26 protein-coding genes are annotated in these 26,241 nt (G+C 72.4%); 21 read left to right on the forward strand and 5 right to left on the reverse strand.

Annotated features, from left to right (window positions below; translation table 11 throughout):
* Nucleotide 1: 1 nt before the first annotated feature.
* A complete protein-coding gene (locus ACFZDC_RS19120) occupies nucleotides 2–865 on the reverse strand; it encodes a DUF3097 family protein (RefSeq protein WP_391325197.1) in 864 nt (287 codons plus the stop codon).
* Nucleotides 866–899: 34 nt separating this feature from the next.
* Nucleotides 900–1,622 (reverse strand): MBL fold metallo-hydrolase, encoded by a 723-nt coding sequence (locus tag ACFZDC_RS19125; RefSeq protein WP_391325199.1) that lies wholly within the window; start codon nucleotides 1,620–1,622, stop codon nucleotides 900–902.
* Nucleotides 1,623–1,822: 200 nt separating this feature from the next.
* Here ACFZDC_RS19125 and hrcA point away from each other — a divergent pair, with 200 nt between their 5' ends.
* The 5 genes from hrcA to ACFZDC_RS19150 all read left to right on the forward strand — a co-directional run bounded on the left by hrcA (nucleotide 1,823) and on the right by ACFZDC_RS19150 (nucleotide 6,404).
* Nucleotides 1,823–2,839: a heat-inducible transcriptional repressor HrcA gene (gene hrcA, locus ACFZDC_RS19130; protein WP_391325201.1), complete on the forward strand. Its 1,017-nt coding sequence runs from the start codon at nucleotides 1,823–1,825 to the stop codon at nucleotides 2,837–2,839.
* On the forward strand, nucleotides 2,840–3,976 hold the full coding sequence (gene dnaJ, locus ACFZDC_RS19135; protein ID WP_391325204.1) for a molecular chaperone DnaJ: 1,137 nt from the start codon (nucleotides 2,840–2,842) through the stop codon (nucleotides 3,974–3,976). It begins immediately after the preceding gene.
* 144 nt (nucleotides 3,977–4,120) lie between these two features.
* On the forward strand, nucleotides 4,121–5,251 hold the full coding sequence (locus ACFZDC_RS19140; protein ID WP_391325205.1) for a nitronate monooxygenase: 1,131 nt from the start codon (nucleotides 4,121–4,123) through the stop codon (nucleotides 5,249–5,251).
* The gene (locus ACFZDC_RS19145; RefSeq protein ID WP_391325207.1) at nucleotides 5,248–5,994 is read left to right on the forward strand and encodes a 16S rRNA (uracil(1498)-N(3))-methyltransferase; all 747 of its coding nucleotides are present in this window, start codon (nucleotides 5,248–5,250) and stop codon (nucleotides 5,992–5,994) included. Before ACFZDC_RS19140 ends, ACFZDC_RS19145 begins: the two co-directional genes overlap by 4 nt.
* 17 nt (nucleotides 5,995–6,011) lie before the next feature.
* Nucleotides 6,012–6,404 (forward strand): VOC family protein, encoded by a 393-nt coding sequence (locus ACFZDC_RS19150; RefSeq protein ID WP_391325209.1) that lies wholly within the window; start codon nucleotides 6,012–6,014, stop codon nucleotides 6,402–6,404.
* On the opposite strand, the gene ACFZDC_RS19155 is transcribed toward ACFZDC_RS19150, so the two are convergent.
* The gene (locus tag ACFZDC_RS19155) at nucleotides 6,346–6,753 is read right to left on the reverse strand and encodes a hypothetical protein (protein ID WP_391325211.1); all 408 of its coding nucleotides are present in this window, start codon (nucleotides 6,751–6,753) and stop codon (nucleotides 6,346–6,348) included. The genes ACFZDC_RS19150 and ACFZDC_RS19155 overlap by 59 nt on opposite strands.
* 115 nt (nucleotides 6,754–6,868) lie before the next feature.
* Here ACFZDC_RS19155 and ACFZDC_RS19160 point away from each other — a divergent pair, with 115 nt between their 5' ends.
* The 5 genes from ACFZDC_RS19160 (at nucleotide 6,869) to ACFZDC_RS19180 (ending at nucleotide 13,051) form a co-directional block, all read left to right on the forward strand.
* Nucleotides 6,869–7,429 carry a hypothetical protein gene (locus tag ACFZDC_RS19160; protein ID WP_391325213.1) on the forward strand — a complete coding sequence of 187 codons (561 nt, stop codon included), beginning with the start codon at nucleotides 6,869–6,871 and terminating at the stop codon, nucleotides 7,427–7,429.
* A gap of 45 nt (nucleotides 7,430–7,474) precedes the next feature.
* Complete coding sequence (locus tag ACFZDC_RS19165) at nucleotides 7,475–10,696, forward strand: S41 family peptidase (RefSeq protein WP_391325215.1); 3,222 nt, start codon at nucleotides 7,475–7,477, stop codon at nucleotides 10,694–10,696.
* Between the two features lie 64 nt (nucleotides 10,697–10,760).
* Nucleotides 10,761–11,114, forward strand: coding sequence for an HIT domain-containing protein (locus ACFZDC_RS19170; protein WP_391325217.1), 354 nt, complete (start codon nucleotides 10,761–10,763; stop codon nucleotides 11,112–11,114).
* 6 nt (nucleotides 11,115–11,120) lie between these two features.
* Nucleotides 11,121–12,026 (forward strand): ribonuclease Z, encoded by a 906-nt coding sequence (locus tag ACFZDC_RS19175; RefSeq protein ID WP_391325219.1) that lies wholly within the window; start codon nucleotides 11,121–11,123, stop codon nucleotides 12,024–12,026.
* 32 nt (nucleotides 12,027–12,058) lie between these two features.
* On the forward strand, nucleotides 12,059–13,051 hold the full coding sequence (locus ACFZDC_RS19180; RefSeq protein ID WP_391325221.1) for an adenosine deaminase: 993 nt from the start codon (nucleotides 12,059–12,061) through the stop codon (nucleotides 13,049–13,051).
* Here the strand turns inward: ACFZDC_RS19180 and ACFZDC_RS19185 are convergent.
* Nucleotides 13,015–14,283, reverse strand: coding sequence for an MFS transporter (locus ACFZDC_RS19185; protein WP_391325223.1), 1,269 nt, complete (start codon nucleotides 14,281–14,283; stop codon nucleotides 13,015–13,017). The genes ACFZDC_RS19180 and ACFZDC_RS19185 overlap by 37 nt on opposite strands.
* 553 nt (nucleotides 14,284–14,836) lie before the next feature.
* Here ACFZDC_RS19185 and ACFZDC_RS19190 point away from each other — a divergent pair.
* From ACFZDC_RS19190 to ACFZDC_RS19225, 8 genes are all read left to right on the forward strand, one after another.
* Nucleotides 14,837–15,733 (forward strand): 5-dehydro-4-deoxyglucarate dehydratase, encoded by an 897-nt coding sequence (locus ACFZDC_RS19190; protein ID WP_391325641.1) that lies wholly within the window; start codon nucleotides 14,837–14,839, stop codon nucleotides 15,731–15,733.
* Complete coding sequence (locus tag ACFZDC_RS19195; RefSeq protein ID WP_391325225.1) at nucleotides 15,730–17,067, forward strand: enolase C-terminal domain-like protein; 1,338 nt, start codon at nucleotides 15,730–15,732, stop codon at nucleotides 17,065–17,067. Before ACFZDC_RS19190 ends, ACFZDC_RS19195 begins: the two co-directional genes overlap by 4 nt.
* An 82-nt stretch (nucleotides 17,068–17,149) precedes the next feature.
* On the forward strand, nucleotides 17,150–18,292 hold the full coding sequence (locus ACFZDC_RS19200; RefSeq protein ID WP_391325228.1) for a PfkB family carbohydrate kinase: 1,143 nt from the start codon (nucleotides 17,150–17,152) through the stop codon (nucleotides 18,290–18,292).
* Between the two features lie 176 nt (nucleotides 18,293–18,468).
* Nucleotides 18,469–19,548 (forward strand): PhoH family protein, encoded by a 1,080-nt coding sequence (locus ACFZDC_RS19205; RefSeq protein ID WP_391325229.1) that lies wholly within the window; start codon nucleotides 18,469–18,471, stop codon nucleotides 19,546–19,548.
* A 12-nt stretch (nucleotides 19,549–19,560) separates the two neighbouring features.
* Entirely contained in the window at nucleotides 19,561–20,058 is a 498-nt protein-coding gene (ybeY, locus tag ACFZDC_RS19210) for an rRNA maturation RNase YbeY (RefSeq protein WP_391325231.1), read from the forward strand.
* Between the two features lie 16 nt (nucleotides 20,059–20,074).
* Complete coding sequence (locus ACFZDC_RS19215) at nucleotides 20,075–21,373, forward strand: CNNM domain-containing protein (RefSeq protein ID WP_391325233.1); 1,299 nt, start codon at nucleotides 20,075–20,077, stop codon at nucleotides 21,371–21,373.
* The gene (locus ACFZDC_RS19220) at nucleotides 21,370–21,729 is read left to right on the forward strand and encodes an MmcQ/YjbR family DNA-binding protein (RefSeq protein ID WP_391325235.1); all 360 of its coding nucleotides are present in this window, start codon (nucleotides 21,370–21,372) and stop codon (nucleotides 21,727–21,729) included. The genes ACFZDC_RS19215 and ACFZDC_RS19220 overlap by 4 nt, the downstream gene beginning before the upstream one ends.
* Nucleotides 21,730–21,853: 124 nt before the next feature.
* Nucleotides 21,854–22,786 (forward strand): LD-carboxypeptidase, encoded by a 933-nt coding sequence (locus ACFZDC_RS19225; protein WP_391325237.1) that lies wholly within the window; start codon nucleotides 21,854–21,856, stop codon nucleotides 22,784–22,786.
* Here ACFZDC_RS19225 and ACFZDC_RS19230 read toward each other — a convergent pair.
* A complete protein-coding gene (locus ACFZDC_RS19230) occupies nucleotides 22,771–24,192 on the reverse strand; it encodes an MFS transporter (protein ID WP_391325238.1) in 1,422 nt (473 codons plus the stop codon). The two genes, ACFZDC_RS19225 and ACFZDC_RS19230, sit on opposite strands and share 16 nt — an antisense overlap.
* Before the next feature lie 109 nt (nucleotides 24,193–24,301).
* On the opposite strand from ACFZDC_RS19230, the gene ACFZDC_RS19235 reads away from it, so the two are divergent.
* The 3 genes from ACFZDC_RS19235 to ACFZDC_RS19245 all read left to right on the forward strand — a co-directional run bounded on the left by ACFZDC_RS19235 (nucleotide 24,302) and on the right by ACFZDC_RS19245 (nucleotide 26,228).
* Nucleotides 24,302–25,162, forward strand: a complete 861-nt coding sequence (locus tag ACFZDC_RS19235; protein ID WP_391325643.1) for a helix-turn-helix domain-containing protein — start codon at nucleotides 24,302–24,304, stop codon at nucleotides 25,160–25,162.
* Nucleotides 25,163–25,190: 28 nt separating this feature from the next.
* Nucleotides 25,191–25,544: a cytidine deaminase gene (locus ACFZDC_RS19240; protein ID WP_391325240.1), complete on the forward strand. Its 354-nt coding sequence runs from the start codon at nucleotides 25,191–25,193 to the stop codon at nucleotides 25,542–25,544.
* A 207-nt stretch (nucleotides 25,545–25,751) separates the two neighbouring features.
* On the forward strand, nucleotides 25,752–26,228 hold the full coding sequence (locus tag ACFZDC_RS19245) for a hypothetical protein (RefSeq protein WP_391325242.1): 477 nt from the start codon (nucleotides 25,752–25,754) through the stop codon (nucleotides 26,226–26,228).
* Nucleotides 26,229–26,241 lie beyond the last annotated feature (13 nt).

A 26,241-nucleotide genomic window follows, 5' to 3' on the forward strand; every position in this document is an offset into this window, starting at 1 on the left:
CTCAGGCCTCACCACCCGTGACGAAGTCGATCAGCTCCTCCACCCGCCCCAGCAACTCCGGCTCGAGGTCCTTGTAGGACCGCACCCGGGACAGGATCTTCTGCCAGGCCGCTCCCGTGTTCTCCGGCCAGCCCAGTGCCCGGCACACGCCCGTCTTCCAGTCCTGGCCCCGGGGCACGGTCGGCCAGGCCGGGATTCCCACGGACGACGGCTTCACCGCCTGCCAGATGTCGATGTACGGGTGGCCGACCACCAGCGCGTGTTCGCTGGTCACCGACTCCGCGATCCGCCACTCCTTCGTGCCCGGCACCAGGTGGTCCACCAGGACGCCCAGACGGGCGTCCCGGCCCGGGGCGAAGGACTCCACGATCGCCGGCAGGTCGTCCACGCCCTCCAGGTACTCCACGACCACGCCCTCGATGCGCAGGTCGTCGCCCCACACCTTCTCGACGAGTTCGGCGTCGTGCCGGCCCTCCACGTAGATGCGGCCGGCGCGGGCCACGCGCGCGCGTGCGCCGGGGACGGCCACCGAACCGGACGCCGTACGGGCGGGCCGTGCCGGACCCGAGGCGGGCTTCACCAGGGTCACCACCCTGCCTTCCAGCAGGAAGCCGCGCGGCTCCAGCGGGAACACCCGGTGCTTGCCGAAGCGGTCCTCCAGCGTCACCGTGCCCGCCTCGCAGCGGATCACCGCCCCGCAGAACCCGGTACCGGACTCCTCCACGACCAGCCCCGGCTCGGCCGGAACCTCCGGCACGGGCTTCGGCTTCTTCCACGGCGGGGTCAGGTCGGCGGAGTACCTACGAGGGCGCGGGCCCGAAGGACCCTCGTGGGAAGGGCGGTGGCCGGAGACGGGTGGGCGCATTCGGATGACGATAGGAGAACCGACGGACACCCGCTCACGACACGCCGAAACGCGCCGCCAGCTCGTCGCGTTGACGTCGTACGAACGCCGCGTCGACCACCGCTCCGTGACCGGGCACGTACAGGGCGTCCTCGCCGCCCAGCGCGAGCAGCCGGTCGAGTGCGTCCGGCCAGCGGGACGGGACCGCGTCCGGGCCCGCCTGGGGCTCGCCGGACTCCTCGACGAGGTCGCCGCAGAAGACCACCTCGGGGGAGCCGGGGACCAGCACCGCCAGGTCGTACGCCGTGTGGCCCGGGCCAACGTTGGCCAGCAGTGCCTGGCGGCCGTCGCCGAGGTCCAGCGTCCACTCGCCGGAGACCAGGTGGCGGGGCGGGGCCAGGGCGTCCACGGCCTCGTCGGCGTCGGCCACCGGCAGACCGTTCCTGATCGCGTCCAGGCGCAGTTCCTCACGCTCGTAGGCGAACACCGCGTCCATGCCCACCGCCGCGTACACCCCGGCCCCGGCGAACGCGGCGGCGCCGAAGACGTGGTCGAAGTGGGGATGGGTCAGCGCGAGATGGGTCACATGGCGACCCGCCAGCTGCTGTGCCTGCTCCCGCAGCCGAACGCCCTCGGCCAGACTCGACCCGGCGTCGACCAACAGCGCCGTGCCCCCGCCGACCACCAGCCCGACCGTGCAGTCCCAGCCGGGCAGCCGGCACCGCGCGATCCCCGCGGCCAACCGCTCCCACCCCAGCTCTTCCCAAGTCACCGTCATACCGGCGACGCTAGCGGTACGACCCGCCCCCACTCTCGGCTTCGCTCGAGCGGGGGGACCGGCATCGGCGGGACCGACCTTGCCCAGTGAGTACCCCACGGCCGTACACTGGGCCGGGGAACGCTGGCACTCGGACACGCAGAGTGCCAGGCGGACCACCCGAAGGGCCGTAGGGGACGACATGCTGGAGGTGCGCGCGGATGCTGAGTGAACGCAGGCTTCAGGTGCTGCGCGCCATCGTCCACGACTACGTGGGCACCGAGGAGCCGGTGGGGTCGAAGGCGCTCACCGAGCGGCACAACCTCGGCGTCTCCCCGGCGACCGTACGCAACGACATGGCGGCCCTGGAGGACGAGGGCTACATCGCGCAGCCGCACACCAGTGCCGGGCGGATTCCCACCGACAAGGGCTACCGGCTGTTCGTGGACAAGCTGGCGGGCGTCAAGCCGATGACCGGGCCCGAGCGCCGGGCGATCCAGAACTTCCTCGAGGGCGCCGTCGACCTCGACGACGTGGTGGCCCGCACGGTACGGCTGCTCGCGCAGCTGACCCGGCAGGTCGCGGTCGTGCAGTACCCGTCCCTGACCCGGTCCACCGTGCGGCACGTGGAGCTGCTCTCGCTCGCGCCCGCGCGCGTGATGCTCGTGCTGATCACGGACACCGGCCGGGTCGAGCAGCGGATGGTCGACTGCCCGGCGCCCTTCGGTGAGGCGTCCCTGGCGGACCTGAGGGCCCGGCTGAACAGCCGTGTCGCGGGCCGCCGGTTCACCGACGTACCGCGTCTGGTCGAGGACCTGCCCGAGGCCTTCGAGGCCGAGGACCGCGGTACGGTCTCCACCGTGCTCTCCACACTGCTGGAGACACTGGTGGAGGAGAACGAGGAGCGGTTGATGATCGGCGGCACCGCCAATCTCACCCGTTTCGGACATGACTTTCCCCTCACGATCCGGCCCGTCCTGGAGGCACTGGAGGAGCAGGTCGTGCTCCTCAAGCTCCTGGGCGAGGCGAAGGATCCGGGCGTGATGGTGCGCATCGGGCACGAGAACGCCCATGAGGGACTCAACTCCACCTCCGTGGTGTCGGTCGGTTACGGTTCGGGCGGCGAGGCGGTTGCCAAGCTCGGCGTGGTCGGACCGACCCGCATGGATTACCCGGGAACGATGGGAGCGGTACGCGCAGTGGCACGGTACGTCGGACAGATCCTGGCGGAGTCGTAAGTGGCCACGGACTACTACGCCGTTCTCGGCGTGCGCCGCGACGCGTCGCAGGATGAGATCAAGAAGGCGTTCCGTCGGCTCGCGCGCGAGCTGCACCCGGACGTCAACCCGGACCCGAAGACCCAGGAGCGGTTCAAGGAGATCAACGCCGCTTACGAGGTGCTGTCGGACCCGCAGAAGAAGCAGGTCTACGACCTCGGCGGCGACCCGCTCTCCCAGTCGGGCGGCGCCGGTGCGGGCGGCTTCGGGGCCGGCGGCTTCGGCAACTTCTCCGACATCATGGACGCGTTCTTCGGCACGGCGTCGCAGCGCGGCCCGCGCTCGCGCACCCGGCGCGGCCAGGACGCGATGATCCGCATCGAGGTCGAGCTGGACGAGGCGGCCTTCGGGACGACCAAGGACATCCACGTCGACACCGCGATCGTCTGCAACACCTGCAACGGTGAGGGCGCGGCCCCGGGCACGACCGCCCAGACGTGTGACATGTGCCGCGGCCGCGGTGAGGTCTCCCAGGTGACCCGGTCCTTCCTGGGCCAGGTCATGACCTCCCGCCCCTGCCCCCAGTGCCAGGGCTTCGGCACGGTCGTGCCGACCCCGTGCCCGGAGTGCGCGGGCGACGGCCGGGTCCGCTCCCGCCGCACCCTGACGGTGAAGATCCCGGCCGGTGTGGACAACGGCACCCGGATCCAGCTCGCCGGCGAGGGCGAGGTCGGCCCCGGCGGCGGCCCGGCCGGTGACCTGTACGTCGAGATCCACGAGCTGCCGCACTCCACCTTTCAGCGGCGCGGCGACGACCTGCACTGCACGGTCACCATCCCGATGACCGCGGCGGCCCTCGGCACCAAGGTGCCGCTGGAGACCCTGGACGGCATGGAGGAGGTCGACATCCGGCCCGGCACCCAGTCCGGCCAGTCGATCCCGCTGCACAACCGCGGCGTCACGCACCTGCGCGGCGGCGGCCGGGGCGACCTCATCGTCCACGTCGAGGTCCAGACCCCGCACAAGCTCGACCCGGAGCAGGAACGCCTGCTGCGCGAGCTGGCGAAACTGCGTGGCGAGGAGCGGCCGCTGGGTCAGTTCCAGCCCGGTCAGCAGGGGCTGTTCTCCCGGCTGAAGGACGCGTTCAACGGGCGCTGACGACGGCTGACGGGCAGCCGGGATCCGGGGGGCCCGCCCCCCGGAAGACACCGCCGACGGGCGTTGATCCCCGGCTCTGCCCCTGGCTCATGCCGGCGGAAGCCCGGATTCGGACTTGTTCGGAGGACGTGACAACATGCCGTCATGTCCTCCGCACTGACCGATCTCTTCCCCCTCCCGATCGTGCAGGCTCCCATGGCGGGCGGCGTCTCGCTCCCGCAGCTCGCCGCCGCCGTGTCCGAGGCCGGCGGTCTCGGGTTCCTCGCCGCCGGATACAAGACGGCCGACGGCATGTACCAGGAGATCAAGCAGCTGCGGGGGCTCACGGGCCGGCCCTTCGGTGTGAACCTCTTCATGCCCCAGCCCGAGTACCCCGGTGCGAGCACCGGCTCCACCGGAGCGGCCAACGCCGCGCCCCCTTCCGGCGCCGTCGAGGTCTACGCGCACCAGCTGGCCGGTGAGGCCGCCTGGTACGAGACCGAGCTGGGCGACCCCGACAGCGGCCGGGACGACGGCTACGACGCCAAACTCGCCGTCCTCCTCGACAACCCGGTGGCGGTGGTCTCCTTCCACTTCGGCGTGCCGAGCCGGGAGGTCATCGACTCCCTGCGCCGGGCCGGGACCGTCACCCTGGTCACCGCCACCACCGCCGAGGAGGCCCTCGCGGTCGAGCGGGCCGGCGCGGACGCGGTGATCGCGCAGGGTGTGGAGGCCGGCGGTCACCAGGGCACCCACCGGGACCTCGCGGAGAACGACGGTTCGGGCATCGGCCTGCTGTCGCTGGTCGCGCAGGTCCGCGAGGCCGTGAGCATCCCGGTCGTCGCCGCCGGCGGCATCATGCGCGGCAGCCAGATCGCCGCCGTCCTCGCGGCGGGCGCGAGCGCCGCCCAGCTGGGCACCGCGTTCCTCGCCACCCCGGAATCCGGCGCGAACGCCGTGTACAAGCAGGCGCTGACCAACCCGCTGTTCGTGCGCACCGAGTTGACCCGCGCCTTCTCCGGCCGCCCGGCACGCGGACTGGTCAACCGCTTCATGCGCGAGCACGGGCCGTACGCCCCCGCCGCCTACCCCGAGATCCACCACCTGACCTCGCCGCTGCGCAAGGCCGCTGCCAAGGCCGGTGACGCGCAGGGCATGGCGCTGTGGGCGGGCCAGGGCCACCGGCTGGCCCGCGAGCTGCCCGCCGGGCGGCTGGTGGAGGTGCTGGCGGGCGAACTCGCGGCCGCCAGGACAGCGTTGTCGGCCTTCCCCGGACCCGGAGGTGACGGACGATGACGGCCCCGGTCTTCGTCGTCGAGCACGTCGACCCGGACAGCAACCGGTACGTCCTGGACGGCCCCGAAGGCCGCCACGCGGTCTCCGTGAAGCGGCTCCAGCCCGGCGAGGAGGTCGTCCTCACCGACGGCGCCGGGCGCTACGCCGTGTGCGAGGTCATCGGCACCGAGGGCAAGGACCGGCTGATCGTCCACATGGGCTCCGTCTCCGAGGAGCCGGCGCCCACGCCGCGCATCACCGTCGTCCAGGCCCTGCCCAAGGGCGACCGGGGCGAGGTGGCCGTGGAGACCATGACCGAGGTCGGCGTCGACGCCATCGTGCCCTGGCAGGCGGCCCGGTGCATCACCCAGTGGAAGGGCGACCGCGGGCTGAAGGCCCTCGGCAAGTGGCGGGCCACCGCCCGCGAGGCCGGCAAGCAGTCCCGCCGGGTCCGCTTCCCGGAGGTCGCGGACGCGGCGACGACCAAGCAGGTTGCCGCACTTCTCGCCGAAGCCGATTTCGCCGCCGTACTCCACTCCGACTTCGAGCACGGCAGCGGGCCGCTCGCCACCGCCGAACTCCCGGCCGACGGCGAGATCGTGCTGGTCGTCGGGCCCGAAGGCGGTGTCTCCCGCGACGAGTTGGCGCTCTTCGAGGAGGCGGGAGCCAGGCCCTACGTGCTCGGTCCCACGGTGTTGCGCACCTCCACCGCCGGCACCGCCGCCGCGGCCCTCCTGCTGGGCCGCACCGGCCGCTGGTCCTGACCTTCTGGGGGAACACCATGGAACTCGCCCAAGTCCGGCTCCTCGTCACCGATTTCCCCGCCTGCTACCGCTTCTACGCGGACGTCCTCGGCCTCAGGCCGCAGTCCGGGGCCACCGAGGGCCCGTACGAGAAGTTCAGCCCGCACGCCGGCTCCGCCGGTATCGCGCTGCAGGACCGCGCCATGATGGCCGAGATCCTGGACGAACTGGGCGGGACGGCCACCGGTCACCGCTCCCTGGTCGTCCTGCGCGTCGAGGACCTCGACGCCTACTGCGAGCAGATCACCTCCCGGGGCGGGAGCGTCCTGCACGGCCCGGCCCCCATGACCGACCGCATGCGCGTGGCCCACCTCAAGGACCCGGAGGGCAACCTGGTGGAACTCCAGGAGTGGCTGCTGCTGCGCGCCTGACGACGACGGCGGGCAGCAGCTCCCACCCGTCCACCTCGCCGTCCGCCGGCTCCCGCGCCCGCACCTCGTCCACGAACGCCCGCACGACGGAGGGCAGGTGCAGATTGGCCGCGTTCCCGTGCTCGTCGATCACGAGCCCGGAGTGGCTGTACGGATCGCCGCCCGCCACCCGGCCCGGTCCGCCCGCGAAGACGAGCCGGGCCGCGGGCCGGTCGGCCCGGCCGTCCCGGTACAGCACCAGCGTCTCCTGGCAGGGCCCGCCGCCGGGGCGGTGCCGGTGTCCGACGCGCCACCACCAGAGCTCCCCGTCCGGCCCGGCCAGTCGCCTGAGTCTGCCTCTCCCGCCCATCGCGCCAGCGTACGGCGGCCCGGACCGCGGCGGCCCCACGGGTGTGCCCGCCCGAACAGGTGAGTGGCCGTAAGCGGTCTTCCGTCCCGCCCGCGCCGGTGGCACGCTGCCCTCCATGGGGGCTTTGAGGCGGATTTGGCGTCGGCCGGGATCCACGCGCGTCCTGGCCGTGGCGGGGCTCGCGGTGGTCACCGTGGGCGTGGTGACCGCGTGTCAGCCGGGTGATCTCAGCTCGGCCACGGTGGCGTACACCACCGACCGGACCGCGACCGACGAGCTGAAACGACGGCACGTGGACATCAGTTGGCTCACCTGCACCGGGAACTACGGCAAGGGCGGCTACACGCCGGGGAGGTCCCCCTCCCCGACCGAGACCACCGTCGTCTCCGTCGACTGCCAGGGGCAGACCAAGGACGGGCGGAAGATCACCGTCACCGGCAAGGTGACGAAGGCCGTCGACGGCGCCTGCGTGCGCGGGGACCTGACGGCCAAGGTCGGCGGCAGGCAGGTGTTCCACGTCAGCGGGCTCGGCAACTGCGACGCCACGCCCGGGCCGACGTACAAGCCGCCCGTCACCTACCGGCCCACCGGCGGGCGGCCGACCGTCACCGTCACCGTCACCCGGACCCTCTGGTGCAAGGGCGACCCGACCTGCTGGCCCGTGCAGGGCAAGTGATCGGAACCGGAGGCGGACGCACCGGCCGCTGCGTACAGTGACGGGGTGACTCAGGGCGCTTCGACGGGATCATCCGGCTACCTCCGATTCCCCCATCTCCACGGCGACTTGGTGACCTTCACCGCCGAGGACGACGTATGGCTGGCACCCCTGGACGGCGGACGGGCCTGGCGGGCGAGCGCGGACAACATGCCGGTGAACCACCCCCGCATCTCGCCCGACGGCACGACCGTCGCCTGGACTTCCACCCGTGACGGCGCCCCCGAGGTGCACATCGCCCCCGTCGCCGGCGGCCCCGCCAAGCGGCTGACCCACTGGGGCAACGGGAAGACCCAGGTGCGCGGCTGGACCCCGGACGGCGAGGTCCTCGTGGTCAGCACCGAGGGCCAGGCGAGCCTGCGCCGCACCTGGGCGCGGGCGGTTCCGCTGGACGGCGGACCGGCCACCACGCTGCCTTACGGGCCGGTCGGCGACATCGCGTACGGCCCGCACACCGTGCTGCTGTCCGCCCCGATGGGCCGCGAGGCCGCCTGGTGGAAGCGCTACCGGGGCGGTACGGCGGGCAAGTTGTGGATCGACCGGGACGGCCCCGACGGGGAAGGCGCCGGCGAGTTCGCCCGGCTGCACGAGGAACTGGACGGGAACATCGAGTACCCGCTGTGGGTGGGGGACCGGATCGCGTTCCTGTCCGACCACGAGGGCACCGGAGCTCTCTACTCCTCCCTCGCCGACGGGACGGACCTCCGACGCCACACACCCCTCGACGGCTTCTACGCCCGGCACGCCGCCACCGACGGCGGCCGGGTCGTCTACTCCAGCGCGGGTGAACTCTGGCTGCTCGACGACCTCGACGGCGCCACGCCGCGCCGCCTCGACGTCCGGCTCGGCGGCCCGCGCGTGGACCTGCAGCCCTTCCCGGTGAACGCCTCCCGCTGGTTCGGGCACGCCGCCCCCGACCACACCGCGCGCGGCAGCGCGGTCGCCGTGCGCGGCGCCGTCCACTGGGTCACCCACCGCGCCGGCCCGGCCCGCGCCCTCGCCGCACAGCCCGGTGTCCGGGCCCGGCTGCCGCGCACCTTCCGCACGGAGGGCGAGGAGTGGGTGGTGTGGGTGACGGACGCCGAGGGCGACGACGCCCTGGAGTTCGCGCCCGCCACCGGCGTCGCCCTCGGCGCGACCGCGCGCAGGATCGCCGCCGGTCAGCTCGGCCGCGTCCTGGAACTCGCCATGGCCCCCGACGGCAGCCGGGCCGCCGTCGCCTCGCACGACGGGCGGCTGCTGCTGGTCGAGCGCGAGAGCGGCGAGGTCCGCGAGGTGGACCGCAGCGAGCACGGCGACGTCTCGGACCTGGCCTTCTCGCCCGACTCCGGCTGGCTCGCCTGGTCCCACCCCGGCCCCCGCCCCCTGTCCCAGCTGCGCATCGCCCACACCACCGACTTGTCGGTCACCGAGGCGACCCCGCTGCGCTTCCAGGACTATGCGCCCGCCTTCACCCTGGACGGCAAGCACCTCGCCTTCCTCTCCAGCCGCTCCTTCGACCCGGTCTACGACGAGCACGTCTTCGATCTGGCCTTCGTGGAGGGTGCCCGCCCGCACCTGATCACCCTCGCCGCGACCACGCCGTCCCCGTTCGGGCCGCAGCGGCACGGCCGGCCCTTCGGGACCCCCGACAAGGAGGAGACACCCGACAGCGAGGGCACCCCGGCGACCCGGATCGACCTCGACGGTCTCGCCGACCGCATCGTGCCCTTCCCGGTCGAGGCGGCCCGCTACTCCAACCTGCGCGCCGCCAAGGGCGGCGTGCTCTGGCTGCGCCATCCGGTGCGCGGAGTCCTCGGCGCCTCCCGCGCCACGCCCGACGCCCCCGACCCGAAGACCGAGCTGGAGCGGTACGACCTCGCCCAGCAGCGTCTGGAGCACCTCGCCGCCGACGCCGACCACTTCGAGGTCAGCGGCGACGGCAAGCGGGTGCTGCTGTGGACCGACGGCCGCCTCAAGGTCGTACCCGCGGACCGGCGCGCCTCCGACGACGAGGACAGCGACTCGAACATCACCGTCGACCTGACCCGGATCCGGCAGACCGTCGACCCGGTCGCCGAATGGCGGCAGATGTACGACGAGACGGGCCGCATCATGCGGGACAACTTCTGGCGGCCGGACATGGCGGGCGTCGACTGGGACGGCGTCCTGGACCGCTACCGGCCCGTCCTCGCCCGGCTCGCCACCCACGACGACCTCGTGGACCTCCTGTGGGAGGTGCAGGGCGAACTCGGCACCTCCCACGCCTACGTCACCCCGCGCGGCGCCTTCGGCGACTGGGCCCGGCAGGGCCTGCTCGGTGCCGACATCTCCCGCCACGAGGACGGCAGTTGGCGCATCGACCGCATCCTGCCCGCGGAGACCTCCGACCCGGACGCCCGCTCCCCGCTCGCCGCGCCGGGCGTCGCCGTGCGACCCGGGGACGCGATCGTCGCGGTGGCCGGACAGCCGGTCGACCCGGTGACGGGCCCCGGCCCGCTGCTGATCGGCACGGCCGGCAAGCCGGTCGAGCTGACCATCTCGCCCTCCGGCGGGGGCGACCCCCGGCACGCGGTCGTCGTCCCCCTCGCGGACGAGGAACCCCTGCGCTACCACGCCTGGGTCGCCGACCGCCGCGCCCACGTGCACGAGAAGTCGGGCGGCCGCCTCGGCTACCTCCATGTGCCCGACATGCAGGCGCCCGGCTGGGCCCAGATCCACCGCGACCTGCGCGTCGAGGTGGCCCGCGAAGGCCTCGTCGTCGACGTGCGGGAGAACCGCGGCGGCCACACCTCCCAGCTCGTCGTGGAGAAGCTGGCCCGGCGGATCGTCGGCTGGGACCTGCCCCGCGGCATGCGGCCCGAGAGCTACCCGAGGGACGCCCCGCGCGGTCCCGTCGTCGCCGTCGCCAACGAGTTCTCCGGCTCCGACGGCGACATCGTCAACGCGGCGATCCGCGCCCTCGGCATCGGCCCGGTCGTCGGCACCCGCACCTGGGGCGGAGTCATCGGCATCGACAGCCGCTACCGGCTGGTCGACGGCACCCTGATCACCCAGCCCAAGTACGCGTTCTGGCTGGAGGGGTACGGCTGGGGCGTGGAGAACCACGGCGTCGACCCGGACGTGGAGGTGGTCCAGCGCCCCCAGGACTGGGCGGCGGGGCGGGACGTACAGCTCGACGAAGCGGTGAGGCTGGCACTGGAGGCACTGGACTCCACGCCCGCCAAGACGCCACCGGAGTTGCCCTGACCGGTTCCACGGCGCCCCCGATACGATGCCCAGGTACTGATCACCAGCGTGAGGAGGCACCCGCATGGCGGGAGAACCGCAGGACGACTGCCTGTTCTGCAAGATCGTCGCGGGGCACATCCCGGCGACGATCGTCCGTGAGACCGAGACGACCGTCGCCTTCCGCGACATAAACCCCCAGGCACCCACCCACGTCCTGGTGATCCCCAAGGCGCACTACGAGAACGCCGCCGTGCTCGCCGCCGGCGCCCCCCAGCTCGCCGCCGACGTGCTCGCCGAGGCGCAGGCCGTCGCCGACGAGGACAAGCTGGAGAGCTACCGCGTCGTCTTCAACACCGGCAGCGGCGCCGGCCAGACCGTGTGGCATGTCCACGCCCACGTCCTCGGCGGCCGTGGCCTGGACTGGCCCCCCGGATAAGTCGCCGTGTCCGTACGTGAATTGGTGGTCCTCGGCACCGCCAGCCAGGTCCCGACCCGGCAGCGCAACCACAACGGCTACCTGCTGCGCTGGGACGGCGAGGGCATCCTGTTCGACCCCGGCGAGGGCACACAGCGGCAGATGCTGCGCGCCGGGGTCGCCGCGCACGACCTGAACCGGATCTGCGTCACGCACTTCCACGGCGACCACTCCCTCGGCCTCGCCGGCGTCATCCAGCGGATCAACCTCGACCAGGTGCCGCACGTGGTGAGCGCGCACTACCCGCGCTCCGGCCAGCGCTTCTTCGATCGGCTGCGGTACGCGACCGCCTACCGGGAGACCGTCCGCCTCACCGAGGCACCGGTCGCCGCGGACGGCACCCTCGCGGTGACACCGTCGTACACCCTCGAGGCCCGCAGGCTGTCCCACCCCGTCGAGTCCTACGGCTACCGGCTGATCGAGCCCGACGGCCGCCGCATGCTGCCCGACCGGCTCGCCGCGCACGGGATCACGGGGCCGGACGTCGGCCGGATCCAGCGCGAGGGCCGGCTCGGGGACGTGACCCTGGACCAGGTCAGCGAGGTGCGGCGCGGGCAGCGGTTCGCGTTCGTCATGGACACCCGGCTGTGCGACGGGGTGCACGCGCTCGCCGAGGGCTGCGACCTGCTCGTCATCGAGTCCACCTTCCTCGACGAGGACATCGAACTGGCCGTCGACCACGGCCATCTGACGGCGGGCCAGGCGGCGACCGTGGCGCGGGACGCGGGGGTGCGCCACCTCGTCCTCACCCACTTCAGCCAGCGCTACTCCGACCCCGAGGAGTTCGAGCGGCAGGCGCGGGACACAGGGTTCGAGGGAGAGCTGACCGTGGCGTACGACCTACAGCGAGTGCCGCTCCCCAAGCGCAGATGAAGCCGCAGGTGGGAGCGCCGTACGATGCTTGGATGCCCCTCCCGAAAGCAGAACTGCACCTCCACGTCGAAGGCACCCTGGAGCCCGAGCTGGCGTTCGAGCTGGCCGCCCGCAACGGTGTCGAGCTGCCCTACGCGGACACCGACGAGCTGCGCAAGGCGTACCAGTTCGAGGACCTGCAGTCCTTCCTGAACCTGTACTACGAGCTGATGGCCGTCCTGCGGACCGAGCGGGACTTCGAGGACCTGGCCAACGCCTACCTCGCCCGGGCCGCCCGGCAGGGCGTGCGGCACGCGGAGATCTTCTTCGACCCGCAGGCCCACCTCGCCCGGGGCGTCGGCATGGGCACGGTCGTGGACGGGCTGTGGCGGGCACTCGGCCGCAGCGAGGAGAACCACGGGGTCTCCACCCGGCTGATCCTGTGCTTCCTGCGTGACGAGTCCGCCGAGTCGGCCCTGGCGACCCTGGAGGCGGCCAGGCCGTACCTGGACCGGATCACCGGCATCGGCCTGGACTCGGCCGAGGTCGGGCACCCGCCGGTGAAGTTCCGGGAGGTGTACGAAGCAGCCGCCGCGCTCGGCCTGCGCCGTGTGGCGCACGCGGGTGAGGAGGGGCCGCCGGAGTACATCACCGAGGCCCTGGACGTGCTCGGTGTGGAGCGCGTCGACCACGGGCTGCGCTGCATGGAGGACCCGGCGCTGGTCGAGCGGCTGGTCCGGGACCGCGTCCCGCTGACCCTGTGCCCGCTGTCCAACGTCCGGCTGAGGGCCGTGGACGTCCTCGCGGAGCACCCCCTTCCAGCCATGCTCGACGCCGGCCTGCTGTGCACGGTCAACTCCGACGACCCGGCCTACTTCGGCGGCTACGCCGGCGACAACTTCGACGCGGTGCGCTCGGCGCTCGGCCTCACCGAGGAACGGCTGCGCGAGCTGGCCCGCAACTCCTTCCTCGCGTCCTTCCTGGAGGACGACGAGGAGCGGCGGGCGCGTTACCTGGCCGAGGTGGCGGCGTACGAGTTCGGGTAGGCGGTGCCGTAGGTCTGCTGGGCGGGCACGGCGGGGGCGTCCACCGGGATCTCCACCACAGACAGCGACTGCCTGCCCGCGCGCAGCGCCACCGCCGTCATCGGCACCGCCACGCCGAGCAGCCCGACGGCCAGGACCTCGCCCATGACCGGGAACCCCGCCCACGCCGCCAGCAGACTCCCGGTCAGCGGGCCCGCCGCCGTGCCCAGCGACGACGCCGAGCCGACCAGCACCGCCCAGCGGCCGCGCGGGTCCAGGGAGGCGGCCAGGCCGATGACGTACGACAGCACGACCGGGTAGAGCAGGTTCCATGAGATCTCGCCCGCCGCGAAGGCAGGCAGGTCGGTCGCCGACGCGCTGAGCGCGATGCAGCCCGCGATGAGCGCCGTACCCGCGCCGATCGGCACCGCCCGCCCCAGCCGGGGTCCGAGCGCCCCGGCACCCACGACCCCGAACAGCCCGGCGCCGAGCGCGATCGCGAACACCACGCCGACGGTGACCTCACCCAGGTGCGCCTGCCCGAGACCGATGCGGCCGCTGACGCCCCACAGGGAGTTCTGCGCCAGGGACCAGCAGGGCATGGCCGCGGCCAGCAGCAGGCCGGCGCGGAGGTGGGGGAGCCGGCCACGTCCGGCGGAGGAGGTCCGCACGGGGGCCGTGGGGCCGGACAGACGGCCGGTGAGCGGCCACACGGCGAGCGCGGTGACCGCGAGCGCGGCCAGTGGGCAGCCGTGGCCGGGACCGAGGTGCGGGATCGTCAGGTACAGGACACCCGCGAGTGCCGAGACGCCGAGCAGGCCGAGCGTGGTGACCCGGTGCGGGTCGCTCCCCCAAGCTCTCGACTTCGTGCGCGCGGGGAGCACCCCCACCGCGGCGATGCCACTGGCCGCGACCGCCGTGACCGTACCGGACCCGAAGCCGCCGACCAGCGCGCCCGCCACGACGGCCGGTACGGCCCCGGTGAGCGCGGCACCGCCGTAGCCGAGGAGGGCGAGCGCGAGGCCGAGCCGGGCGAGGACGCGCGCGCCGAGCCGCTCCACCCGGGAGGCCAGCAGGAAGCCTGCCGCCGCCGAACTCAGCAGCAGCGCACTGCCGATGGCCCCGGCCTGGGTGGCGGAGAGCGGAAGCCCGGAGTCGAGCCGGCCGACGATGGTCGGCAGCAGGTACGGGGCGAGGTACCCGGCCGTGAAAAGGGCGACGAGGGGCCAGGGGGCGGAGCGGGGGGCGGACACGGGCGTTCCCAGGGCAGGCGAGAAGAGCGGCGCGGAAGAGGGGAGGGGGCGACGGCCGTCGACGGACGGGAACGCGCGAGCAAGTTGTATCAAGCACGCGGTTCCGGAAGAAGCTCGGGGGACGTGATCCGGATCACTGTTGCGTTTGCCCTCGGCGGCCGAGGGTAGGAGGCTGCGTCCCGTCGGTGTGTTGGCTCGAGCCCCGCGGGATGCGCTATGGTTCATCACGTCGCGGTCGCCGGACTCCCGGTGGCGGACAGTGCGTTGGTGGTCCAAGGAAAGACGCCCCGCTTCCTGCGGGGAGATGCAGGTGCAAGGCCTGCCCGGCGCTCCGCTCGAGCCCCATCCCGCCCTGTGCGGGGTGGGGCTCTTTTTTCGTTCCCCCGCCTTCTCTCCCTCCCCCTCCCCTTCCTGCCTCCGTGATCGAGGCCCATTGACGCCCAGTGTTCGCGTATCTAGCCTCTGTTCTCATACATAGACGGTATTCAGGGGAGATGGTCAGGTGGCTGGCGACCCGAGTCCGCAGGACGTGGCACGGCGACTGCGGGAGGGCATGGCGCACGGCGTGCTGTCCTTTCCGCTCACCGCCTTCCACGACGACGGCTCCCTCGACCCCGACGGCTTCCGCGCCCACGTCGCCGCGCGGCTCGCCGACGGCCCCGGGGCCGTCTTCCCGGCCTGCGGTACCGGTGAGTTCTTCTCGCTGGACGAGGAGGAGTACCGGCGGGTCGTGGCCATCACCGTCGAGGAGGCGGCCGGCCGGGTGCCCGTGGTGGCCGGGACCGGGTACGGCTGGGCGCAGGCCGCCCGGTTCGCGCGGATCGCCGAGGAGGCCGGCGCCGACGCCCTGCTCGTGCTGCCGCACTATCTCGTCGCCGCCCCGCAGGACGGCCTCGCCGCCCAGCTGGAGCAGCTCGCCGCCCGCACCCGGCTGCCCCTCGTCGCCTACCAGCGCGGCCAGGTCGCCTACACGGTGGCCTCGTTGCGGCGCATCGCGCGCGTCCCGAACGTCATCGGCCTCAAGGACGGCCACAGTGACCTCGACCGCCTCCAGCGCCTCACCCTCGCCGCCCCCGAGGACTTCCTGTTCTTCAACGGCGCCGCCACCGCCGAGATCCAGGCCCGCGCCTACGCCACCGTCGGCGTCCCCGCCTACTCCTCCGCCGTGCACGCCTTCGCCCCCGAGATCGCGGGCGCCTTCTTCACCGCGCTGCGCGGCGGCGACCACGACACGACCGGGAAACTGCTGCGCGACTTCTACGTCCCCTTCGTCGAACTCCGCGACCGCGCACCCGGATACGCGGTGTCCCTGGTGAAGGCGGCGGCCCGGCTGCGCGGCGAGCTCGTCGGCCCCGTCCGCGCCCCGCTCACCGACCCCTCGCCCGCCGACCTCGCCGACCTGAAGGCCCTCCTCACCACCGGACTCGACCTCGCAGGAGCCCTGCTGTGACCCGTGACCTGACCATCGCCGAGGTGCGGCTGACGCCGATCCTGGTCGCCGACCCGCCGCTGCTCAACACCCAGGGAGTGCACCAGCCGTACACCCCGCGGCTGATCGTCGAGGTGGTGACGGCGGACGGGATCACCGGTCTGGGCGAGACCTACGGCGACACCAAGTACCGGGAACTGGCCCGTCCCCTCGCCGAGCACCTCACCGGACGCTCGGTCATGGATGTGAACAGTCTGTTCTCCCTGGACCTCGCCGTCGACGCGGCCCGGGTCAGGGGCGCCGTCGACGCCGGCGGTCTGCGCGGCGTGCAGACCGCCGACAAGCTGCGGCTGTCCGTGCTCTCCGCCTTCGAGGTGGCCTGCCTGGATGCCCAGGGCAAGGCGCTCGGGCTTCCGGTGCACGCGCTGCTCGGCGGCAGGGTGCGGGACGCGGTCGAGTACAGCGCCTACCTGTTCTACAAGTGGGCCGGCCATCCGGAGGGCGTCGCCTCGGAGCCGGACGACTGGGGCGCCGCCCTGGACCCGGCCGGAGTCGTCGCCCAGGCACGGAAGTTCAAGGAGCGGTACGGGTTCACCTCCTTCAAGCTCAAGGGCGGGGTCTTCCCGCCCGACGAGGAGATCGCGGCCGTACGCGCCCTGGCCGAGGCCTTCCCCGGGCACCCGCTGCGGCTCGACCCCAACGGGGCCTGGTCGGTCGAGACCTCGCTGAAGGTGGCGACGGAACTCGGGGACGTCCTCGAGTACCTGGAGGACCCGACGCTGGGCACCCCCGCGATGGCCGAGGTGTCCGCCGGATCGAGAGGGGCGGCGCGAAGCGCCTCGGACGAGGGTGGTGGGCGACGGGCGGGCGTCCCGCTCGCCACCAACATGTGCGTGACCACCTTCGGCGAGATCAGGGAGGCGTTCACCACGAACGCCGTCCAGGTGGTCCTCTCCGACCACCACTACTGGGGCGGGCTGCGCAACACCCAGCATCTCGCCGCGATCTGCGCCGCCTTCGGTGTCGGGGTGTCCATGCACTCCAACACCCATCTCGGTGTCAGCCTCGCCGCGATGACCCAGGTGGCGTCCACCGTGCCGAACCTCCACCACGCCTGCGACTCCCACTACCCCTGGCAGTCGGAGGACGTCCTCACCGAGCGGCTCTCCTTCACCGGCGGCCGGGTCGCCGTGTCCGACGCGCCGGGGCTGGGCGTCGAGCTGGACCGTGACGAACTGGCCCGGCTGCACCGGCGGTGGGCCGAGGACGACGGCACGCTGCGCGAGCGGGACGACGCGGCGGCGATGCGCGTGGCGGAGCCGGAATGGCGGACTCCGGTGATGCCCCGCTGGTAGTCCCGGTCCCGTGTGACGGCCCGTGTCCCGGACGAGATGTGGTGCACACTGGCCAGATCCGCACCACGTCAGGGAGCGCACCGTGACCCCGTCCCACCTGATCGCCGGAGAGGAACCGGAGCACCTCACGCAGGCAGCGCGCCGCCAGGCCCAGGTCGACCCGCTGGCGGCCCTGCGCGCACCGGGCGATCCGCCCTGGGACGTCTATCTCACGGGCACGGTCTTCCTGGACATCATCTTCACCGGCCTGGACTCGGCGCCCGTGCGCGGCACCGAGTCCTGGGCCCGGGGGATGGGCTCCAGCCCGGGCGGGGTCGCCAACATGGCCACCGCGCTCGCCCGTCTCGGCCTGAGGACGTCCCTCGCGGCGGCCTTCGGGGACGACCACTACGGCGAGTACTGCTGGGACGCGCTGGAACAGGGCGAGGGCATCGACCTCAGGCCCTCGCGGACGGTGCCCGGCTGGCACTCGCCGGTGACCGTCTCCATGGCCTACGAGGGCGAGCGGACCATGGTGTCCCACGGGCACGAACCGCCGCCGGAGGAGCCGGCACCGGACGTCCCGTCCCGCGCGCGTGCGGCCGTCGCCTCGCTCACCCCCGGCAGGCACGCCCCCTGGATCGCCGCGGCCGCGCGCGAGGGTGCCCGGATCTTCGCGGACGTCGGCTGGGACGACACGGGGCAGTGGGATCTGTCCGCTCTCACCGACCTCCGGCACTGCGAGGCGTTCCTGCCCAACGCGGCGGAGGCGATGCGGTACACGGGGGCCGACTGCCCGAAGGCGGCCGCGCACGCGCTGACCGAGCATGTGCCGCTGGCCGTGGTGACGCTGGGCGCGAAAGGGGCGTACGCGGTGGACCGGCGTACGGGGGAGACGGCCGAGGTGCCCGCCATCGCGGTGGAGGCACTGGACCCCACCGGTGCGGGGGACGTCTTCGTGGCCGGGTTCGTCACCGGCACGCTGGCCGGCTGGCCGCTCGCCGATCGCCTCGCCTTCGCGGGGCTCACGGCGGCTCTGTCCGTCCAGGAGTTCGGAGGCTCGCTGTCGGCCCCGGGCTGGTCGGAGATCGGGGCGTGGTGGCGGAGGGTGCAGTCGGTGGAGGGGCAGGATCCGGCCGGTCTGCGGCGGTACGCCTTTCTCGACGGCCTCGTCCCGGAGGAACTGGACCGGCCGTGGCCGCTGCGCAGGGCCGTGCCGACCATCGGGTTCCGGCGCTCGACGTGACCGCCCGTTTCCGGCCGCCCGGCCGGGAAACGCGGCTTCCGGCCCGGGCGGCCGGAAGCGGCCCCGGGAAAAGTCCTACGGCTGTGTCAGTGCACCGTCGTACTCTGGACAGTGCGAGGCCGCCCTCAGCTATGCGGCCGTGACGAGGAGGAACCGCAGGCCTACAGAGCCGGCCCATGACTCAGACACCAACAGCTCACACCCCCGCGCAGGAGCAGGCGAGAGCGCAGTTGACCGTCCCCGCCCAGCACCCCATGGTCACCGTGCTGGGCTCTGGTGACTCGCTCCTGCGCGTGATCGAGAAGGCGTTCCCGGCAGCCGACATCCATGTCCGGGGCAATGAGATCAGCGCGGTCGGCGACCCCGTGGACGTCGCCCTCATTTCGCGCGTGTTCGACGAGATGATGCTGGTGCTCCGCACCGGGCAGCCGATGACGGAGGACGCAGTGGAACGCTCGATCGCCATGCTCAAGGCGAGTGAGAACGGGACGAGCGACGGCCCGGAGACCCCGGCCGAGGTACTGACGCAGAACATCCTCTCCTCGCGCGGCCGCACGATCCGCCCCAAGACGCTCAACCAGAAGCGGTACGTCGACGCGATCGACAAGCACACGATCGTCTTCGGCATCGGCCCCGCCGGCACCGGCAAGACCTACCTGGCCATGGCCAAGGCGGTACAGGCCCTGCAGTCCAAGCAGGTCAACCGGATCATCCTCACCCGCCCGGCGGTGGAGGCGGGAGAGCGGCTCGGCTTCCTGCCCGGCACGCTCTACGAGAAGATCGACCCCTACCTGCGCCCGCTGTACGACGCGCTGCACGACATGCTCGACCCGGACTCGATCCCACGGCTGATGGCGGCCGGGACGATCGAGGTCGCGCCGCTCGCGTACATGCGTGGACGGACCCTGAACGACGCCTTCATCATTCTCGACGAGGCCCAGAACACCAGCCCCGAGCAGATGAAGATGTTCCTCACCCGCCTCGGCTTCGACTCGAAGATCGTGATCACGGGTGACGTGACCCAGGTCGACCTCCCGAACGGCACCAAGAGCGGTCTGCGGCAGGTTCAGGAGATCCTGGAGGGCGTCGAGGACGTGCACTTCTCCCGGCTGTCGTCCCACGATGTCGTACGGCACAAGCTGGTGGGCCGTATCGTCGACGCGTACGAGTTGTACGACAGCCAGCACGGCACCGAGAACGGCACCCACAAGGGCGGCCGTGGCAGGACCGGCGCCAAGGCTCCCAAGGGGAAGTAGACCAGCACGACCATGTCGATCGACGTCAACAACGAGTCCGGCACCGAGGTGGACGAACAGGCGATCCTCGACATCGCCCGCTACGCGCTCGCGCGGATGCGCATCCACCCGCTCTCCGAGCTCTCGGTGATCGTCGTGGACGACGACGCCATGGAGCAGCTGCACATCCAGTGGATGGACCTGCCGGGTCCGACCGATGTCATGTCGTTCCCGATGGACGAGCTGCGGCCGCCGTCGAAGGACGACGAGGAGCCGCCGCAGGGGTTGCTCGGCGACATCGTGCTGTGCCCGGAGGTCGCCGCCAAGCAGGGGGCGGAGGCGCCCACACAGCACTCCATGGACGAGGAGCTCCAGCTGCTCACCGTCCATGGCGTGCTGCACCTGCTGGGGTACGACCACGAGGAGCCGGACGAGAAGGCCGAGATGTTCGGGCTCCAGGCCGCCATCGTCGACGGATGGCGGGCCGAGCGGGGGCTGACCGGGCCGTCCCCGGCGCCGACCGTCTCGTAGGCGGGCCGGTCCCCGTATGAGTCCGCAGATCGTGGTCGGCGCGATCGCGCTGGTCGTCGTGGCCTGGCTCGCCGCCTGCGCGGAGGCGGGCCTCGCGCGCGTCTCCAGCTTCCGCGCCGAGGAGGCCGTACGCAACGGGCGGCGCGGCAGCGCCAAGCTGGCCCAGGTCGCCGCCGACCCCACCCGCTACCTGAACGTGGCCCTGCTGGTCCGCGTCGCCTGCGAGATGGCGGCCGCGGCCCTGGTGACGTACGCGTGCCTGCAGGAGTTCGAGGCCACCTGGCAGGCCCTGCTGGTCGCCATCGGCGTGATGGTCCTGGTGTCGTACGTCGCCGTCGGCGTCTCCCCGCGCACCATCGGCCGCCAGCACCCGCTGAACACGGCGACGGCGGCGGCGTACGTGCTGCTGCCCCTCGCGCGCATCATGGGCCCGATCCCGTCCCTCCTCATCCTCATCGGCAACGCGCTCACCCCCGGCAAGGGCTTCCGGCGCGGCCCGTTCGCCTCCGAGGCCGAGCTGCGCGCGCTGGTCGACCTCGCCGAGAAGGAGTCGCTGATCGAGGACGAGGAGCGCCGCATGGTGCACTCGGTCTTCGAACTCGGCGACACCCTGGTGCGCGAGGTGATGGTCCCGCGCACCGACCTGGTCGTCATCGAGCGGTACAAGACCATCCGCCAGGCCCTCACCCTCGCCCTGCGCTCCGGGTTCTCCCGGATCCCGGTCACCGGCGAGAGCGAGGACGACATCGTCGGGATCGTGTACCTGAAGGACCTGGTCCGCAAGACGCACATCAGCCGCGACGCCGAGAACGACCTGGTGTCCACGGCCATGCGCCCGGCCGTCTTCGTACCCGACACCAAGAACGCCGGTGACCTGCTGCGCGAGATGCAGAAGGACCGCAACCACGTCGCCGTCGTCATCGACGAGTACGGCGGCACCGCCGGGATCGTCACCATCGAGGACATCCTCGAGGAGATCGTCGGCGAGATCACCGACGAGTACGACCGCGAGCTGCCGCCCGTGGAGGACCTCGGCGACGACCGCTACCGGGTCACCGCACGCCTCGACATCACCGACCTGGGCGAGCTGTACGGCCTGGAGGAGTACGACGACGAGGACGTGGAGACCGTCGGCGGACTGCTCGCCAAGGCGCTCGGCCGCGTCCCCATCGCCGGAGCCTCGGCCGAGGTGGAACTGCCCGACGGGCGCAGCCTGAAGCTCACGGCGGAGGCGGCGGCCGGTCGCCGGAACAAGATCGTCACCGTGCTGGTGGAGCCGGCCGGTGGGGCCGCCGAGGAGGAGGAGCCCGAGTGACACCTCAGGAGCTGCGGGCCTTCTGCCTGTCCTTCAACGCGGCCGTGGAGGACTTTCCGTTCAACCCGGAGACCTCCGTCTTCAAGGTCCTCGGCAAGATGTTCGCCCTGACGAACCTGGGCGCGCGGCCCCTGACGGTCAACCTCAAGTGCGACCCGGAGGACGCGATCCGGCTGCGCGGCGAGCACGAGGAACTGATCGTCCCGGGCTGGCACATGAACAAGCGGCACTGGAACACCGTGACCGTGGACGGCGCTCTGCCGGACCGGCTGGTGCGTGAGCTGATCGAGGACTCGTACGACCTCGTCGTCGCGGGGCTGCCGAGGGCGGAGCGGCTGCGGCTGGACCGGGCGTGAATCCCTTGTCGGCAGCTGCTGAGCCCGTGTCAGAATCCGGCGTGTGACCGTTCGACACCCGCGCCCGCTGCGCCCGGTGACCGTGTCGGCGTGACGTCCCCCTCCAGCGGAGGTGGCCGAGAAGATGCGCGGGCGCCTCGATGTGGCGATACGCGACCTGGAGGCGCTCGGGTACGAGGTGGTCGTCGGCCGGTGCATGGACGGCTCGGGCCACATCAGCGGCCCGGCCGCCGAACGCGCCGCCGAACTCACCGAGATGCTGACCGACCCGGCGATCCGCGCCGCGGTCCCGCCGTGGGGCGGGGAGACCGCGATCGACCTGCTGCCGCTGCTCGACTTCGAGCGGATCGGGCGGCCCGAGCCGACCTGGGTCGTCGGCTACTCCGACATGGCGACCCTGATCACCCCGCTGACGCTGCTCACCGGTACCGCGACCGTGCACGGCAACAACGTCATGGACACGCCCTACCGGACGCCCGAGGGCCTGCTGTCCTGGCTCGACATCGTCGCCGCGGCGCAGGGCGGGCCGTTCACCCAGACCCCGCCGGGCCGCCACCGCTCCGACGGTTTCGACGACTACCGGTCCCACGCGTTCGTACGGGACTTCACGCTGGACGCCGAGGGCACCTGGACCCGCCTCGACGGCACCGGTGACGTGGACGTCGAGGGCCGGCTGATCGGCGGCTGCACCGAGACCCTCGCCAACCTCGCCGGGACGCCGTACCTGGACACCTCGTCCTTCGCCGCCGGTGAGCCGCTGCTCGTCTACGTCGAGGCCTGCGAGGACAACGCGTTCACCATCTGCCGCAACCTGCACGGCATGCGCCTCGCCGGCTTCTTCGACCGCGCGGCCGCCGTCCTCGTGGGCCGCACCCACGCCCCCCACGGCCCCACCCTCACCCAGCACGAGGCCGTCCTCGACGCCCTCGGCCCGCTCGGGGTACCGATCGTCGCCGACGTCGAGTGCGGCCATGTCGCGCCTTCCCTGGTCAACGGCGCGCGCGGCCGTGTGGTGCACACGGCCGCGCGGAGTGAGATCGTTCAGACCCTGGACTGACCTCGGCGCAGACCCAGTCCGACCAGGACGGCGGCGGTCAGGACGATCGCCGCGTCCAGGGCGAGGACCGTGTGGACGCCCGAGAGGAGGTCGCGGGAGGTGGTCGCCAGCACGCCCAGCAGCGGGATGCCCACCGTGATGCCGACCTGCTGGGTGGAGGTCACCAGGCCGGTGGCCAGGCCCTGTTCCTCGTCCGGGACGCCGGAGGTGACCGTGAGGCCGTACGAGATGATCGCGCCCAGGTGGCACACGCTCGCCAGCGACACGGCGGCCGTGGCGAGCCAGACCGACCAGGGGTGGGTGTTCAGCAGCAGCAGGGTGGCGACCAGCGCGCCCTGTCCGGTCAGCGAGCCGACCAGGGTGCGGCGGGCGCCGAAGCGGCCGATGACCCTGGGGGCCATCGTGCCGGCGACGGCCGACAGCACGCCCTGGAAGCCGAAGACCAGGCCCGTCTCGAAGGCCGACAGGCGCAGGGTCTCCTGGAGGTACAGGGTCAGGACGAAGATCACCGTGGACATCATCGAGAAGGTGACCAGACCGCCCACGTTGCCCCAGGCCACCGTGCGGCGGCGCAGCATGGGGAGGGAGACCAGGGGCGCCGCCGAGCGGGATTCCACGAACGTGAACGCGGCCAGCAGCAGGAGACCGGCGATCAGTGCCGTGATGACGTCGGGGCGGCCGAAGCCGTGGTCGGCGGCCGTGGACAGGGCGTAGATCAGCGACAGCAGGCCCGCGGTGACGGTGACCGCGCCAGGCACGTCGAGCCGCGGGCGGTCAGGGGTGCGGGACTCGGGCAGCAGGCCCGGCGCCAGCGGCAGCACGATCAGCGCGAACACCGTGAGCAGAGCCATCGTGGAGCGCCAGCCGAGGGCGTCGGTCAGGGCACCGCCCGCGACCATGCCGACCGTGAAGCCCAGCGACAGCAGCGTGCCGGAGATGCCGAGGGCGCGGTCGCGGGCCGGGCCCTCCGGGAAGGTGGTGGTGAGCAGGGACATGCCGGTCGGCACGATCGCCGCCGCGGCGAGGCCCTGCAGCGCGCGCCCGGTGAGGAAGGACGTGGGGTCCCAGGCCAGGGTCGCCAGCAGCGAGGCCGCGCCGAACAGGGCCAGGCCGGTCAGGAACAGCTTCCGGCGGCCGTACAGGTCGCCGATCCGGCCGAAGAGCAGCAGGAAGCCACCGGACGGGAGCGCGAACGCGGTGACCGCCCACTGCAGGGCGGAGCGGCTCATGCCGAGGTCGGTGCCGAGGTCGGGCAGGGCCACGTTCAGGACGGAGAAGTCCAGCGCGACCATGAACTGGGCCGCGCACAGGACGAACAGGACGAGCTTGTCACGCGTCGACAGCCGGGGGGTGCCGAGCGACGCGCCTGCGGGAGCGGTGGGTTGGGTGGTGGTGTCGATCGCCATGGCAAGAGCTTCCGCCGGGCGGAAGAATGCTGGGGAGTCGGAACTTATGGTGGTGGTGGCACCACCAGACACGACGGGGGAGGAGCGGTACGTGACCGCTGCGGAGGCGATGCGCAGTCATCGGCGGAACGAGCTGCGCGAATTCCTGATGAGCCGTCGGGCCCGGGTCAGTCCCGAGGAGGCCGGGCTGCCGGGTGGCGGGGGCCGGCGCCGTACGCCCGGACTGCGCCGGGAGGAGGTCGCCGTGCTCGCCGGAGTGGGCGCCTCCTGGTACCAGTGGCTGGAGCAGGGCCGGGACATCTCCGTCTCCCCGCAGGTCCTCGACGCCGTCGCCCGGGTGCTCCGGCTCAGCGACGCCGAGCGCCGGCACCTGTACCTGCTGGCCGGGCTGAACCCGCCGGCGCCCCAAGTGGCGCCGGAGAAGCGGGACATGTGCGACGGTCTGCGGCGGCTGATCGACACCTGGATGCCGTACCCGGCGCACATCATGGACCTGTACTACAACTGTGTGATGTACAACGACGCTGCGGCGATCGTGCTCGGGATGCGGCCGGACATCACCCAGAACTGCCTCGTCGACTTCTTCGTCGACCCGCTGTACCGGTCGCGCAGCAGCAGCTGGGAGCTGAACGCGCGGACGGTCGTGGCGCAGTTCCGGGCCGCGTGCGCGGCACGGCCGGACGACGAGGGGTTCCAGGCGGTGCTCGCCGAGGTGAGCGCGGCGAGTGACGAGTTCGTGGCGCTGTGGGCGGAGCGGGACATCGAGGACCAGGGGCAGGTTCGCAAGGAGCTGGTGCATCCGCTGGCCGGGCTGCTGGTCGTGGAGTCGACGGTGCTGAAGGTGCCGGCCCGCCCCGATCTGATGATCGTGCTGCACACACCACTGGACGAGGCGAACACCGCGGCGAAGCTGGAATGGCTGGCGTCTCCCGAGGGCCGGCGCGGCGCGATGTACCCCGTGGCGGGGTGAGCCTCCGGTGGCTTCGTATGCTCTGGGCATGACCGAGAGCAACGCGCTTGATCCCGAGGACCGCAAGATCGTCACCCTGGCCCGTTCCGCGCGGGCCCGCAACGGAGTGCCCGAGGGGGCGGCCGTACGGGACGAGACCGGGCGTACGTACGTCGCCGGGTCGGTGGAGCTGGCTTCGCTGAAGCTGAGCGCGTTGCGGACCGCGGTCGCGATGGCCGTGGCCTCGGGGGCGCGGTCGTTGGAGGCGGCGGCGGTGGTGAGCGAGGTGGAGTCGGTGGCGGCCGAGGACAGGGCCGCTGTAGCCGACCTGGGTGGTCCCGGGACGCCGGTGTTGCTGGCCTCGCCCGACGGGACCGTGCGGGTCACCGTTTCCGCCGGCTGACGTACCGGCCGACCGAAAGGTCGGCTGGAATTCAACCTTGTTGGGACGGTGCTCTCGCGCATCAATGGAGCCGTACGTTCCGACGACCCGTCAGATCCGCACCGCCGGCGCCGTGTCTCCGCATCCACCTGCCCGGCCTGCCGTTCGTCGGCGCACCTTCCGACCATCCCCACATGGCATCCCCACAGGGAAGGGAAGCGGATCCCCATGAGAGGCAAGCGCACGGCAACAGGCGCGGCACTGGTCGCCGGGGCCCTCGCGGTCACCGGACTCGTCTTCGCGCCCACCGCGGCCGCCGTCACCCCCCAGTCGGCGGCCATCAACGCGACCTGCGGCTTCTTCGGCGGCGGCACGGCCACGCTCACCGCCACCCAGAGCGGCACCTCGGCCACCTTCACCCTCACCTCCAGCGCGGTCAAGGCGCCGGTCGCGGTGGCGAAGGACTCCATCACCTCCAAGCTCACCCTGGTCAGGGCGAGCGGTGGCACCGCCGTCTTCAGCGGGACGACCAACCCGGCCATGAACGCCGGTGACCCGGTCTCCGTCGGCCCGCTCAGCGGCACCGTGGCCTCCGGTGACAGCCTGGAGGCGTACGGCGGCTCGCTGCAGATGACGATCTTCGGGGTCAACGTGACCTGTACGGCGACCGCCAAGCAGTCGCCCGGCCCCTTCGTGTTCGACTGAGCGATCTGTTCCG

The sequence above is a fragment of the Streptomyces sp. NPDC007905 genome (genome assembly GCF_042959345.1).
Classification (GTDB): Bacteria; Actinomycetota; Actinomycetes; order Streptomycetales; family Streptomycetaceae; genus Streptomyces.